Annotated in this window: 10 protein-coding genes; 5 read left to right on the forward strand and 5 right to left on the reverse strand. The window is 64.8% G+C overall.

The genetic code is table 11. The features are described 5' to 3' along the window. Positions 1-5: 5 nt before the first annotated feature. From ACH5N8_RS15595 to ubiD, 3 genes are all read right to left on the reverse strand, one after another. Positions 6-3,107: an efflux RND transporter permease subunit gene (locus ACH5N8_RS15595; protein ID WP_483281999.1), complete on the reverse strand. Its 3,102-nt coding sequence runs from the start codon at positions 3,105-3,107 to the stop codon at positions 6-8. Positions 3,108-3,111: 4 nt separating this feature from the next. Continuing rightward, positions 3,112-4,221: an efflux RND transporter periplasmic adaptor subunit gene (locus ACH5N8_RS15600; RefSeq protein WP_483282000.1), complete on the reverse strand. Its 1,110-nt coding sequence runs from the start codon at positions 4,219-4,221 to the stop codon at positions 3,112-3,114. Between the two features lie 376 nt (positions 4,222-4,597). Next, a complete protein-coding gene (ubiD, locus tag ACH5N8_RS15605) occupies positions 4,598-6,061 on the reverse strand; it encodes a 4-hydroxy-3-polyprenylbenzoate decarboxylase (RefSeq protein ID WP_483282001.1) in 1,464 nt (487 codons plus the stop codon). Positions 6,062-6,162: 101 nt separating this feature from the next. Between ubiD and ACH5N8_RS15610 the strand changes: the two genes are divergently transcribed. After that, positions 6,163-6,843, forward strand: coding sequence for a fasciclin domain-containing protein (locus tag ACH5N8_RS15610; RefSeq protein ID WP_483282002.1), 681 nt, complete (start codon positions 6,163-6,165; stop codon positions 6,841-6,843). Between the two features lie 126 nt (positions 6,844-6,969). Here ACH5N8_RS15610 and ACH5N8_RS15615 read toward each other — a convergent pair whose 3' ends face one another. Together ACH5N8_RS15615 and ACH5N8_RS15620 are read right to left on the reverse strand one after the other, a co-directional pair. Beyond that, the gene (locus ACH5N8_RS15615; protein ID WP_483282003.1) at positions 6,970-7,635 is read right to left on the reverse strand and encodes an HAD family hydrolase; all 666 of its coding nucleotides are present in this window, start codon (positions 7,633-7,635) and stop codon (positions 6,970-6,972) included. After that, positions 7,632-8,615 carry a hypothetical protein gene (locus ACH5N8_RS15620; RefSeq protein ID WP_460026130.1) on the reverse strand — a complete coding sequence of 328 codons (984 nt, stop codon included), beginning with the start codon at positions 8,613-8,615 and terminating at the stop codon, positions 7,632-7,634. The genes ACH5N8_RS15615 and ACH5N8_RS15620 overlap by 4 nt, the downstream gene beginning before the upstream one ends. Positions 8,616-8,864: 249 nt before the next feature. Here ACH5N8_RS15620 and ACH5N8_RS15625 point away from each other — a divergent pair, with 249 nt between their 5' ends. From ACH5N8_RS15625 to ACH5N8_RS15640, 4 genes are all read left to right on the forward strand, one after another. Next, a complete protein-coding gene (locus ACH5N8_RS15625; protein WP_483283205.1) occupies positions 8,865-10,511 on the forward strand; it encodes a SulP family inorganic anion transporter in 1,647 nt (548 codons plus the stop codon). A gap of 37 nt (positions 10,512-10,548) precedes the next feature. Then, positions 10,549-10,761 (forward strand): hypothetical protein, encoded by a 213-nt coding sequence (locus ACH5N8_RS15630; protein WP_460026132.1) that lies wholly within the window; start codon positions 10,549-10,551, stop codon positions 10,759-10,761. A gap of 65 nt (positions 10,762-10,826) precedes the next feature. Continuing rightward, a complete protein-coding gene (locus ACH5N8_RS15635) occupies positions 10,827-12,278 on the forward strand; it encodes a sensor histidine kinase (RefSeq protein WP_483282004.1) in 1,452 nt (483 codons plus the stop codon). Positions 12,279-12,368: 90 nt separating this feature from the next. Further along, a complete protein-coding gene (locus ACH5N8_RS15640) occupies positions 12,369-13,769 on the forward strand; it encodes a hypothetical protein (RefSeq protein WP_460026134.1) in 1,401 nt (466 codons plus the stop codon). Positions 13,770-13,836 lie beyond the last annotated feature (67 nt).

A 13,836-nucleotide genomic window follows, 5' to 3' on the forward strand; every position in this document is an offset into this window, starting at 1 on the left:
CACGGCTAGCGCAAGCGCGGCTCCTCGAACCAGCGGTACAGGGCCGGCAACACCAGCAGGGTCAGCAGGGTGGAGGTGATGAGCCCGCCGATGACCACGATGGCCAGCGGCCGCTGTACCTCGGAACCGGGCCCGGTGGCGAACAGGAAGGGAATCAGGCCCAGCATCGCCACCGTGGCCGTCATCATCACCGGCCGGAAGCGCTGGATGCAGCCCTGCCGTACCGATTCCTGCTGCCCCTTGCCACCCTCGCGCAGGCCCCGGATATAGGACACCAGTACCACGCCGTTAAGTACGGCAATGCCCCACAGGGTGATGAAACCGACCGAGGCGGGCACCGACAGATACTCGCCGGTGATGAACAGCGAGAAGATGCCGCCCATGGAGGCGAACGGCAGCACCAGAATGATCAGCCCGGCAAAGCGCAGCGAATTGAACAGCATGAACAGCAGGAAATAGATCGCCGCGATGGTGACCGGGATGATGATGGCCAGACGCTTGGTGGCACGCTCCAGATTTTCGAACTGGCCGCCCCACTTGAGGAAATAGCCGTCCGGCAGCGGCACCCTGTCGGCCACGGCCTGCTGCAGTTCGGCCACGAACCCGCCGAGGTCGCGATCGCGCACATTGGCGCCGATGACGATGCGGCGCTTGGCCATTTCGCGGCTGATCTGGGCCGGGCCGTCGACCACGCTGATCCTGGCCAGGTCCTCCAGCCGCACCAGGGCACCGTTGGGCGATTTGAGCAGGATCTGGCCGATGGCCTCGGTGCTGTTGCGGAAGGACTCGGGGAAACGCACCACGGCGGAGAAGCGCCGCTCGCCCTCGTAAACTTCCGTGCTGACCCGGCCGCCGATGGCCGCCTCGATGATGTCGTTGACATCGGACACGTTGATGCCATGGCGGGCGATGGCGCGGCGGTCGATATCGATGGTCAGGTATTGCTGGCCGCTCAGGCGCTCGACACGGACATCGGCGGCGCCCCGGATGGTGTTCAGCACCTTGATGATCTCGTCGGCGACGCGCTTGAGTTCGCCGAGATCATCGCCGAACACCTTGACGGCGATATCGGAGCGGACGCCGGTCACCATCTCGTCGACACGGTCGGAGATCGGCTGGGCCATCACGACCTGCACGCCCGGCAGCACCGCCAGCTTTTCGCGGATCTTCTCCATCACCGTGTTCTGGTCCCAGCCCTTGGGCAACCGGTCGCGCGGCAGCAGCGTGGCGATGGGCGTGGATTCGTTCTCCGGTTGCGGGTCGGTCGGGCTCTCGCTGCGGCCGAGCTGGGACACCACCATGGCCACGCCCGGAACCTCCTTGACCAGGCGCATGGCCTCCGATTCCAGCTTGATCGACTCCTGCAGGGACATGCTCGGCACCCGGTTGACGCCCGGCACGATGCTGCCCTCCATCATCTCCGGGATGAACGAGCTGCCCAGGAACGGGACCAGGGCAACGCTGCCTGCCAGCGACGCCAGAGCCATCAGCATCACCGTCTTGGGCCGGCCCAGGGCGAAATCGAGCATGGCCAGATAGGGTCGCTTCAACAGGCCGATCAGCCAGGTATCGTGCTCGGCGCCCCCCTTGAGCAGATAGGAACACAACACCGGCGACAGTGTCAGCGAGACGATCAGCGAAATGAACAGGGCGATGGCGATGGTGTAGGCCAGCGGGGCGAACAGCTTGCCCTCGATGCCTTCCAGGGTCATCAGGGGCAGGAACACCAGACAGATGATGCCGACCCCGAACACCACCGGCGTGCCGACCTGCCGCGTTGCCCGCAGCAGCACGCGGCCCTTGCTGGTGGGATCGTTGGCGGCATGCTCGCCGAGATGGCTGAAGGCATTCTCCACCACCACCACCGAGCCATCCACCATCATGCCGATGGCGATGGCCAGGCCGCCCAGTGACATCAGGTTGGCCGAGATGCCGTAGTGGTTCATCACCATGAAGGTGCACAGAGGCGTGATGATCAGCGTCGCCACCACGATCAGGCTGGAGCGGATATCGCCGAGAAAGACGAACAGCACGACGACGACCAGCGCGATGCCCTCCAGGAGCACCTTGCCGACGGTATGGATGGCGGCATCCACCAGTTCCGAGCGGTCGTAGAACGGCACGATCTGCAGGTCGTAGGGCAGCATGCCCTCGCGGTTGATTTCCGCCACCCGCGCCTTGACGTCGCTGACGATGCGCTTGGCGTTGCCGCCGCGGAACATCAGCACGATGCCGCCCACCGATTCGGTGACGCCATTCTTGATCACCGCCCCCGAGCGTACCGCCGTGCCGACCATGACCTTGGCGACATCATGGACATGAATGGGGATGCCGCCGGATTCCTTGAGGACGATGTCCTCGATATCCTCGACGCCACGAATCAGGCCAACGCCGCGAATCAGGTACTGTTCGTCGTAATGCGGCAGCTTGCCGCCACCGCTGTTGGCGTTGTTGAGCGCCAACGCCGTGTAGACATCCTTCAGCGTCAGGCCATAGTGGCGCAGCCGGTCCGGATCGGGCTGGACCTGATACTGGCGTTCGTAGCCGCCGATGGAGTTGATCTCGGCGACACCCGGCACGCCGCGCAGCAGCGGCCGCACCACCCAATCCTGGATGGTGCGGCGCTCGGTCAGCTCCGCGTCGGTCAGGGGCCGATCGCCGTCGCTGGGCAGCTCCAGGGTGTACTGATAGACCTCGCCGAGACCCGACGACACCGGACCCAGCACCGGCGTCACGCCCTCGGGCATGCGCGAGCCCACCTCGATCAAGCGCTCCAGCACCAGCTGGCGGGCAAAATAGATGTCTGTCTCGTCGGTGAACACCAGCACGATCTGCGACAGCGAGTTGCGGTTGACCGAGCGCATCTCCACCAGGCCGGGCAGGCCGGTCATGGCGATTTCCAGCGGCACGGTGACGAAGCGCTCGACTTCCTCCGGCGACCGCCCGGGCGCCTCGGCCGCCACCTGGACCTGAACGTTGGTGACATCGGGAAAGGCATCGACCGACAGCTCCTTCAGCTGCAGGATGCCGAAACCGACCAGGCACAGGGCGATGACCGCGACGACGATGCGCTGGTTGAGCGCCGCCCGGACGATGGACTCGATCACCGGCCTACTCCAGTTCCTTCAGCAGGCGGACGTTGTTCAGGTGAAACGCGCCCTCGACCACGATGCGCTCGCCGCCGGCCAGCCCCGCAAACACCCGCCGCTGACCTTCCTTGTCCTCGCCGAGGCTGACCGGGCGCAGCTCGACGCGATCGCTGGCGACCGCGACAAACACGTGATCCTGATCATTGACGCGCACCACCGCCGCCGACGGCAGCATCAGCACCCGCTCCGCCGGGCGCTTGATCAGCATGTCGGCCAGCATCTCCGGCTTCAGCTTGCGATGGGTGTTGTCGACCTCCATGCGCATGGTCACCGTGCGGGTTTCCGGCTTGACGGTATCGGCGATGAAGACGATCTTGCCGATGAAGGATTCCCTGGGCAGCGCCGAGACCTTGACCTCGACCCGGCTGTCCATCTGCACGATATGGGCATCCTGCTCCGGCGCCTCGGCCACCACCCAGACCCGCGAGAGATCGGCCACCGTGAACAGCTCGTCGGAAATCTCGGCAATCTGGCCGACGGAGATATGCCGCTCGATCACGGTGCCCTCGATGGTGCTGGTCACCGGTGTGACGGAATTGATCTGACCGTTCTGGGCCAGCCGCTCGATGGCGGTGTCGCTCATGCCCATGACGCCCAGCTGGTCCGCCAGTGCCCGCAGCTCCACCTCCGCCTCGGCCAGCGCACCCTCGCGCTCCTTCAGGGTGGCCTTGCTGATGATGCCCTCGCCGAACAGCCGCTGTGCCCGGTCTACCGCCAGCCGTTGCAGGCCTACCTGGGTCTTGGCCTTGAGATAGGCAGCCTGGGCGTTGCTGAGTTCGGTGCTGTTGAGGACGGCGAGCACGTCACCCTTCTTCACCTGCCAGCCGATAAAGGCCCTGACCTCGGCCACCCGGCCGCTCAGGACCGGACCGATGCGGGCGACCCGATGCTCGTCCAGCGCCACCCGCCCCGGCAGGCGGATGGCGTCGGTATGCGATACGACCTCGACCGGCTCCAGACGGATGCGCGCACTGAGTTCGGGCGTGATATGCACGGACATGGGCGGCAACGTGGCGAGCGCCGGCGCCGAAACCAGCGCCAGCGCGAGCAACAGGGCTATGGATTGATGCATGATCGAAGGAGGAGAAGTAGCGAGAGAAAACGAGAAGGATTCTCGTCATTCTAGTACAAGGTGCAAAAGAGAGGCCGGCGCAGGGGCACCTTCCGCTTCGGCAAGTCCCGCAGGCCAGCGGTTCCCGGGAAAGAGGGCGAGGGGCGGGGACAAATCCGGCGGGCAGACGCCCCGGTCACCCATCGGCACCCCATGGCCGACGATGAGCAGGCGGTCTTCCGGTACCGCGCTGCCGGAGGACCGGGAGGCTGGCGCGAACCGGTTGCCCGCGCGCCGGAAACCATCCGGCTGCGGGATTTGCCCGGCACGGCCCTGGCGACACGATCCCGCCCGCCGCAAGACGAGGTTACCCGGCGTCGCGAACAGCGGCCGCGGCTCAGAGACCGAGGCTGTCCCAGACGGCATCCACCCGCTGCTTGACGCCGGCGTCCATGACGATGGGCAGCCCCCACTCGCGGTTCGTCTCGCCGGGCCACTTGTTGGTGGCGTCGAAGCCGGCCTTGGAACCCAGGCCCGAGACCGGCGAGGCGAAGTCGAGATAATCGATGGGCGTGTTGTCGATCAGCGTCAGGTCGCGGGTCGGATCCATGCGCGTGGTGATCGCCCAGATCACGTCACGCCAGTTGCGGGCATCGACGTCGTCGTCCACGACAATGACGAACTTGGTGTACATGAACTGGCGCAGGAAGCCCCAGACCCCGACCATCACACGCTTGGCGTGGCCGGGATACTGCTTCTTGATGCTGACCACAGCCAGCCGGTAGGAACAGCCCTCGGGCGGCAGGTAGAAGTCGACGATCTCCGGAAACTGCTTCTGCAGGATGGGCACGAACACCTCGTTCAGCGCCACGCCCAGCACGGCTGGCTCGTCCGGCGGCCGGCCGGTGTAGGTGCTGTGGTAGATGGGATCGGCGCGCTGGGTGATGCGCTCGATGGTGAAGACCGGGAACTCGCCGACCTCGTTGTAGTAGCCGGTATGGTCGCCGAACGGGCCTTCCGGCGCCATCTCGCCGGGATGCAGGAAGCCCTCCAGCACGATCTCGGCGCCGGCCGGCACCTGCAGGTCAGAGGTCAGGCACTGGGCCACCTCGGTCTTCGACCCGCGCAGCAGACCGGCGAAGGCATATTCCGACAGCGTATCCGGCACCGGCGTGACCGCGCCGAGGATGGTGGCGGGATCGGCACCCAGCGCCACCGCCACGGGGAAGGGCTCGCCCGGCCGGGTTTCCTGCCAGTCGCGAAAATCCAGCGCACCACCACGGTGGGCCAGCCAGCGCATGATGGTCTTGTTGCGACCGATCACCTGCTGGCGATAGATGCCGAGGTTCTGCCGCTCCTTGTGCGGCCCGCGGGTAATCACCAGCGCCCAGGTGATCAGCGGCCCGGCATCGCCCGGCCAGCAGGTCTGGATCGGGTAGCGACCGAGGTCGATGTCGGACCCCGCCAGCACCACCTCCTGACAGGGCGGCTTGCGCACGACCCGGGCCGGCATGTTCAGCACCTGCCTGAACAGCGGCAGCTTGTCGAACATGTCGCGGAAACCCTTGGGCGGCTCCGGCTCCTTGAGGAAGGCCAGCAGCCGGCCAACCTCCCGCAGCGCCATCACGGAGTCCTGCCCCATGCCCAGCGCCACCCGCCGGGGCGTGCCGAACAGGTTGCCCAGCAACGGCACGTCATGGCCCTTGGGATGCTCGAACAACAAGGCCGGCCCCGCGGCCTGGAGGGTACGGTCGCAGATTTCGGTGATTTCGAGATGCGGGTCCGCCGCGTAGGCGATGCGCTTGAGTTCGCCAAGGGTCTCCAGATGACGGATGAAATCGCGCAGGTCGTGATATGTCATGGGTGATTAAACGCAAGATCAGCTCGAGGAACAAATCAAGATACTCATACCATTAACGTGATCATTGCTGCCGATACTACCATCAAGCCGGACCACCCGCGATGAAATGGCCTGATTTTGGCTGGGTTCCGGCGCGCGAACTTATTTTCACTTCCGCCATCCTAGGCTATGCTTTTTACAGCAAACCATCCATCTATCAAGACATTGGAGTAGATATGAAAGCTTATAAGATACTTGGGAAATCCCTGGCGGCATTCGCGCTGTCCACCGCCCTGTTCGGATCGCAGGCCCAGGCATTCGGTCTGGGGCTCGGCTACTTCAAATGCCTCAAGCAAGCGCCGATCAATTATCCCGGCTCGATAGTCGATCTTGTTTCAAATAATCAGGACTTTGATACCTTAAAAACCCTTGTCACCTCAGCTGGACTTGTAGGAACCCTACAAGGTAAAGGCCCCTTCACGGTATATGCGCCGACAGACGCAGCTTTCGGGAAGATTCCAGCATCTCTCCTGTCCGCCATTGGATCAGATATACCCCTGCTGACCGAGGTTCTCACCTATCACGTATCGCCCGGCATTTTGGACCCGAGACGTGCCGTATTGCCGGTCGAGATTGCGACGGAGGAAGGTCAAACCGTCTTCTTCAACTACGGCGAGAAAGGCCCGCAGATCAACCAGTCGAATGTCAGCTGCCAAGCGGTCCGCGCCAGCAACGGCATCGTCTGGATCATCGACAGCGTGTTGCTGCCGCAATTCATCGGCAGCGAGCCTAAGCCTGAATAACCTTCGCGGCAGGGGGCTGATCCGCCGGTCGGGTCGGCCCCCTGCCGATCGCGCGCTTCGGTATCGACGCCAACCCTCGCCCACGCAAACCCGGGCAAGGACATGATGGCGGCCTGACGCCTTGTCTCAGGCGGATTCCAACATCGCCAGCAAGGCGTGCAGGGACGGAAAGGCGAATGACGCCAGGTGCTGCATGCTGGCGCGCAAATCGGCCCTGCGCTGGACGAGAACGGGACAGGCGCGGGCCGCACGGGCGGCCTGGAGACCGGTCTCGGAATCCTCCAGCACCAGACATCGTTGCGGCCTGACGCCCAGCCGGCGCGCCGCCTCGAGGTAGACATCCGGTTCAGGTTTGCCGCGCGCCACCTGGTCGCGGGTCACGACGACCGGGAATTCCCCCGCCAGACCGCCCTGTTGCAGGCAATAGCTTGCATACGGGCCATCGCTGTTGGTGGCAACGGCATAGGGTCGATGCTGCACCTTCATCCAGGACAGCAATTCCCTCGCGCCCGGCATGCAGGGAATGCCCGCGCTTTCGACCGATCTGAACCAGACCGCTTCCGCAGCCCGGAAAAAGACATCCCGCCGGAAGGCCGGCCCCAGCGCCGCCGACAATGCGCTCACCACGTCGTCGGCGTGGCGGCCGAACAGGCTCTCCAGAAAATCCGGCTCAAGGCGATGGCCAAGTTCGGCGGCGGCCAGCCGCCAGGCCTCGCAGTAGGTGGATTCGGAATCCAGCAGCAGGCCATCCATGTCGAGCAGGATGGCGTCGAAGGGCGGCAGGGCGGTCATGCCGGCTTCGCCGTTTCGGTATCGCCCGGACGCGATATCGGTGCCTTGACCCGGATGTATTCGCCGCGCGCCTCCCGGGAGGAACCGACGATGACGCGCCGCCGATCCCCGCTCGTCTCCTCCAGCTGGCCGGCGATTTCCACCCGCTCGCCCGGCAACGCCTGCCCCGCGTAGGTCTGCGTGAAGCTCCAGGCCTCGGCGATGTCGGGGTGATCCAGCCGATAGCGGGCGGGAAAATCGAACGCGCCCGTCGCATCGGTGACGACGGCATCGAACCGCACGGCCCCGAGCTTCCGCGCCGGCATCGAGCCCGGCCGGTCGCTGCCGTCGAGCGCAACCAGGGTAAGGTCGAACTTCACACCCTGGCACAGCCCCTTGTTGCACTTGCGGCGCTCATGCCAGAGGTACTCGTCGAAGCCGAGTTCACAGCCGCGCCGCGCGTAGGCCGCCCGCCAGGCGTCCGGATCGAGTTCGGCCAGCCGCCCGCCGGCAATGGCCTCGCCGACGATGGCGCGGGCCCGATGGAAGGCCTCCCGCTGGTAGAACACGAAATCGATGTCGGATGCCGCATGCTGCGCGCCGATCAGCAGGGAACCGGTCAGGCCCACCCGGCTGGCGGCAAGGCCGCCCTCGACCAGCATCGTCAGCACCTGCAGGGCACGGGTTTCGATGGTACCCCGCGGACCCTGCCGCATGAGTGAAGCCACTCGCGCCCGGGGGCGATGGTGGCAGGCGATGTCCATCGGTCTCACCCCATGCAGGGTCGTTGCCAGACGTTCGGAGTCGTAACGGTACCGCGGCGCGTGTGCCATCAGCCAGTCCTGCGCGGCAGCGGTGTCCAGCTTGATGAGCCGGCCGCCCGCGCGCCGGTAACGGAGAAAACAGGGCACACGGCCGTCATCGAGCCGCTGGTCGACAACGGCGAACAGCAGGCCATCCGGTGTCTCGATGAAATCGCGGGGGAGATAGCGCGCGTCCATGTCTCGCTGCAGGGCTGGCAGTCGGCTGCCGGAGGGTTGATTGTAACGGAGTCGTCCCGGCGCAACGCCGGCCGGCCGTTGCCATCCCCTGGCCCGGCGGCGGAATGCGGTGGTTTTCCACCACGCCAGGGGCGGTGAAAACCACCGCCTCCGGCCATCGACGCGGCCAAATCAACGGCTTGAACGATGCCTGACGTTGGCATGAAGCTGGCATGAAGGATAACCATCCTTACCTTGCGTGAATACCTTATGGCCACTCTCCACCCTGTCGCGCCGCCCAAGACCGGTCTTGCGGGTTTACGGGACAACTGGCGCGCCGATGTCGTCGCCGGTTTCCTGGTCTTCCTGATCGCCCTGCCGCTCTGCCTGGGCATCGCCATGGCCTCGGGCTTTCCGCCGATGAGCGGCATCATCGGCGCGGTGATCGGCGGCATGATCGTGTCCCGCTTCAGCGGCTCCCATGTGACCATCAACGGACCGGCGGCCGGGCTGATCGTCGTCATCCTGGCGGCCGTGCAGTCGCTGGGCGAAGGCGATCCCATGGCCGGCTACCGCTACACGCTGGCGGCCATCGTCGTGGCCAGCGGCTTCCAGATCCTGCTGGGCCTGCTGAAGGCGGGCCGTCTGAATGTTTTCTTCCCGTCCTCGGTGGTGCACGGCATGCTGGCGGCCATCGGCATCATCATCATGGCCAAGCAGATTCACGTCATGCTCGGCGTCAAGCCGGAAAGCAGCGAGATTCTGGGCACCATCGGCGAAATCCCGCACAGTCTGGCCAGCCTCAACCCGGAAATCGCCATCATCGGCTTCAGCGGGCTGGCCATCCTGATCCTGTGGTCGATGGTCAGGAATCGGCGCCTGAAGATGATCCCCGCGCCACTGGTGGTGGTCGGCGTCGGCATGCTGCTGGAGCGCTACTTCGATCTCGACCACGAGCATGTCTACATGTTCATGCCGGACCAGGCCTTCCTGCCGCACCATGCCTACACGGTGGGACCGAAATTCCTCGTCAGCATCCCGGACAACGTTCTCGGCAGCTTCTACTGGCCGGACTTCGGCAAGCTCGGGACCGGCGCCTTCTGGGGCGCGGTGGTCTCCATCTGCCTGGTCGGCAGCCTGGAAACGCTGCTCAGCGCCACCGCCGTGGACCGGCTCGATCCCTGGAACCGCCACTCCGACCTCAACCGCGATCTGACCGCGATCGGCATCGGCAACCTCCTGTCCGGGCTGGTTGGCGGACTGCCGATGATCGCGGAAATCGTCCGTTCATCGGCCAACATCGCCAACGGTGCCCGCACCAGCTGGGCGAATTTCTTCCATGGCAGCTTTCTGGCCTTTTTCGTCATCGTTTTCCCGGGACTGATCCATGAAATCCCGCTGGCTTCGCTGGCCGCCCTGCTGGTCTATACCGGCTTCCGGCTGGCCTCGCCGAGGGAGTTCGCCAAGACCATGGACATCGGCCCCGAGCAGCTGGCCATCTTCGTCATCACCATCATTGGCGTGCTGGCGACGGATCTGCTGTTCGGCGTCCTGCTGGGCATCCTGGCCGAGCTGATCCTGCATCTGGCGCATGGCGTAAAGCCCGGTAACCTGCTGCGGATTTCCTATGTGATCGACCGGTCGTCAACCGATGAAATCCGGGTCCAGGTGCATGGGGCAGCGATTTTTTCCAATTTCATCGGCCTCAAGAGCGCGCTGGCCGATCTGCCGGCCGGCAAGACCGTGGTGTTCGACCTGGCGGACGCTTCGCTCATCTGCCATACGGTGATGGATTTCATCGAGAATTACCGTCGCGATTACAACGCCCACGGCGGCCGCTGCCTGATCAAGGGCCTTGACCAGCACCTGAGCTATTCCGATCACCCTCTGGCCTTGCGGCGCAAGGCCAAGGCCTGACCCAAACTAGCACCTGCATACCGTGAACAAAGCCAGCATGAAAAGACCGGTTTCACGCTCCTGGATCACCCAATCCAAACACCATACGGACCGTATTCACCAGCTCAACGTCAAGCTGAGCGGCGAAACGGACCAGCTGCTGCGGGAAATCGCCGCCGAGGAGCAATTGCACCTGTACGAGGTCATCGAGAAAACCCTGGCTTTTTACCGCCACCATCACCCACGCCCCTTGCCCGAAACTTCCGGCTGAGCCACCGGCCCGGCAAGGCATGGAACGGCCTGCCTATAATGGCGGCATTGCCTTGACTCCGGGTCTTGTCCTTGAAAGATTTCCCCTATCGCTACGCCCAGCTGCGCGTCTGGGCGGTACTGCTGCTGCTGCTGCTGGTGCTGTCCCTGCTCGGCGGCATGATCTGGCGCAATTTCGACCGCTTGGAAACCATGCGCGCCTACGTCACCTATGCGCACCGCATCCAGCAGGTAGCCACGGACATCCAGTCTTCCCTGACCGACTACTTCATCTCCGAGAATCGCGAACTGCAAGGTCATCGCCTGACACGGCTGACGGCGGAAATCATGGATCTGGGGCGGAACGACTACCATGTCGCGCCGGAAACGCCAGCCAAGCTCAGGGAACTGCAGGCCAGCATCCGCGACTTCACCGACGCGACCGCCTCGCTGGAGGAGCAGGAAGCGCAGCTGCTGGCGGCACTCAACATCACCAGCGGCATCATGGAGGCCGAGACCCTCAACCGGGAGGCCCTGCTGGAGGACATCGGCCAGTCCACCCGCACCGAGATCGCCCTGGTCTTCGCCACCGTGCTGGCGCTGCTGGTCCTGGTCGGCATCTTCCTGCGCTATCGCATCCTCGCGCCGCTGAAGGATCTGCAAAAGCTGCTGCTGCGGCTGGCCAAGGAGGATTACCGGCCGATCGACACACACAATATCGATCCGCTGCTGATGCCGGTATTCCGCAGCTACAACCTCATGGTCCGCCACCTGGGCGAACTGGAGGAAACCAAGCGGCATTACGCCGAATCGCTGGAAGCCGAGGTGCGCGAGGCTACCCAGACCCTGCTGGAGCAACAGACCGACCTCTCGCGCAACGAAAAGCTGGCGGCTGTCGGCGAACTGGCCGCGGGCATCGCCCACGAGCTGCGCAACCCCCTGGCCGGCATCCAGATGAGCTGCGCCAACCTGGCACGGGAAATCACCGACACCGACCAGAGCCAGAGGGTCGGCCTGATCATCGAGGAGCTGAAACGCATGGGCCGGCTGCTCAACGAGCTGCTGGATCTCAGCAAGCACACGCCCGCCCCGGTTACGGCCTTCGACCTGTCGGCCATGATCCACAACCTGGTTTCCCTGCTGCGCTATCAGATTCCGCCGGAAATCCGGCTACAGATCGACGCGCCGCCGGGCATCGTCTGTCAACTGCCGGAAAACCGCATCCGCCAGTGCCTGCTCAACCTGGTCATCAACGCCGCCCAGGCCATCGGCAGGCAGACGGGCAGCATCGTCATTTCGGTCGAGGCGGTGGACCCATCCTGGCTCGTGCTCAAGGTCTGCGACAACGGCCCGGGATTCAGTCCCCAGATATTGAACAATGGCGTGCGCGCCTTCGTGACCGGCAAGCCCGGCGGCACCGGGCTGGGCCTGGCCATGGTGCAGCGCTTCGTGCGGGAGCTGGGCGGGCAGATGCAGCTGGGCGACAACCGGCCGCATGGCGCCTGCATCCAGTTGCGCATCCCGAGGCATTATCAATGACACTGCGGTGACTGGCACACGAACACGGCAAGGCTACAATCGCAGGCGACGTGCGACGCCCCAGGGTGACATGAGGTGACTTTCCCCGCGATGATGTCGACATCTGGCCTGTTCGCCCGCGCTGGGCTTTCGGCATGGGTTGCGGTGCTGACCCTGCTGGTCGGCCTGTCCGGCTGCTCGCTGGTCCAGACCACGGTCGACCTGCCTTTCCGCGCGGTCGAGGCCGTCCTGCCGGGCGGGGAAACCACCGAGCCGGTCGACCCCATCGACCTGCAGGAAGACATGCTGCGCTTCGCCGACAACTTCGTGGCCTCCACCTCCAAGGGCGTGGAGATGCTGCAGCGCGACGGCAAACCCATCCCGCGGCAGGAACTGCTGACCATCAAGGTCACGCTGGCCAGCGATGTCTATGGCCTGGCCACCGGCTCCAATGCCCTTGCCAACCTGGTCGGTCTCACCGTATTCGCCTCCGTCGCCCGCTGGCGCGTCCAGGATTACTGGTTGCCCAAGGTCTACGGCGTTTCCGCCGAACCGGCTCTGCAATCCCTGGAGGCTCGCGAGGAGGAAATCTGGAACATCGCCAACCGGGTGCTGAAGCCACAGATGCAGGCTGAACTGCGCGGGGCCATCCACCAGTGGCGCAAGAACGTCGCCAATGCCTCGGGTCAGCTGGAAGCCTTCGCCAGCAATTCGCTGGTCAACGAGGTTACCCGCAGCAGCCGCGAAGCCAGGAACTCATCGCTCCCCTCCAGTGTCTTTGCCCTGCTGGATCTTGATCCCCTGGCAGGGCTCGATCCGGCCACTCGCGAACTCACGGAAACCCGGCTTTTCGCCGAGCGGGCCCTGTTCATCGGCCAGCGCATGCCGCAACTGATCCAGTGGCAGATGGAACTCCTCGCCATGCGTTCCACCTCCACCCCCGAAGTGGAGCAGGTCATCGCCAATTCGACCCAGATCGCCACCGCCAGCGACCGCCTCAGCCGTACCCTGGAGCAGATGCCGGGGCTGGTCAGTTCCGAGCGCGAGAAGCTGGTCAGCGCCCTGCACGCGGAGCAGCGCGGTCTGGGCGATCTGTCGCGCAATTTCGCCGCCACGCTTGCCGAGGGCAAGCAGATGGCGTCCTCGACGGACCAGGCCCTGAAAGCCTTCGACGACATTCTCGGGCATCTGGAGCGGATGCCTTCGAATCCCGATTCGCCACCCTTCGAAATCAAGGATTACGCCGCGACGGCGCTGGAGATCAACCGCATGGCCCTGCGGCTGACGGAAACCCTGAAAACCTTCCAGGCCCTGCTCAACCCTGCCACCTTCGAAAACCTGGCAACACAGGCCGAGCGGATCACCCAAACCACCCAGGCCCGCAGCGAGGCGCTGGTCGATTATGCCTTCCGCCGGCTGCTGATCCTGTTCGCGCTGGCCGCCGTCATCGTGGTGGCGAGCGCCCTGGGCTACCAATGGCTGCTGGCTCGCCTGCGCGGCACAGCCAGCTGAAACCAGGACGGGCCGCGCTGCCCGGAACCCGCGGGCCGGCCCGCAAAAGCCAGCCGGCGGAAGCCAG

It is taken from the genome of Methyloparacoccus sp. NF-16, assembly GCF_056880625.1.

Coding starts and splice junctions, on each gene's coding strand:
- ACH5N8_RS15625 (WP_483283205.1), top strand. CDS start 8,865: ATGGCCACTCTCCACCCTGTCGCGCCGCCCAAGACCGGTCTTGCGGGT.
- ubiD (WP_483282001.1), bottom strand. CDS start 6,061: ATGACATATCACGACCTGCGCGATTTCATCCGTCATCTGGAGACCCTT.
- ACH5N8_RS15630 (WP_460026132.1), top strand. CDS start 10,549: ATGAAAAGACCGGTTTCACGCTCCTGGATCACCCAATCCAAACACCAT.
- ACH5N8_RS15610 (WP_483282002.1), top strand. CDS start 6,163: ATGAAATGGCCTGATTTTGGCTGGGTTCCGGCGCGCGAACTTATTTTC.
- ACH5N8_RS15600 (WP_483282000.1), bottom strand. CDS start 4,221: ATGCATCAATCCATAGCCCTGTTGCTCGCGCTGGCGCTGGTTTCGGCG.
- ACH5N8_RS15615 (WP_483282003.1), bottom strand. CDS start 7,635: ATGACCGCCCTGCCGCCCTTCGACGCCATCCTGCTCGACATGGATGGC.
- ACH5N8_RS15620 (WP_460026130.1), bottom strand. CDS start 8,615: ATGGACGCGCGCTATCTCCCCCGCGATTTCATCGAGACACCGGATGGC.
- ACH5N8_RS15640 (WP_460026134.1), top strand. CDS start 12,369: ATGATGTCGACATCTGGCCTGTTCGCCCGCGCTGGGCTTTCGGCATGG.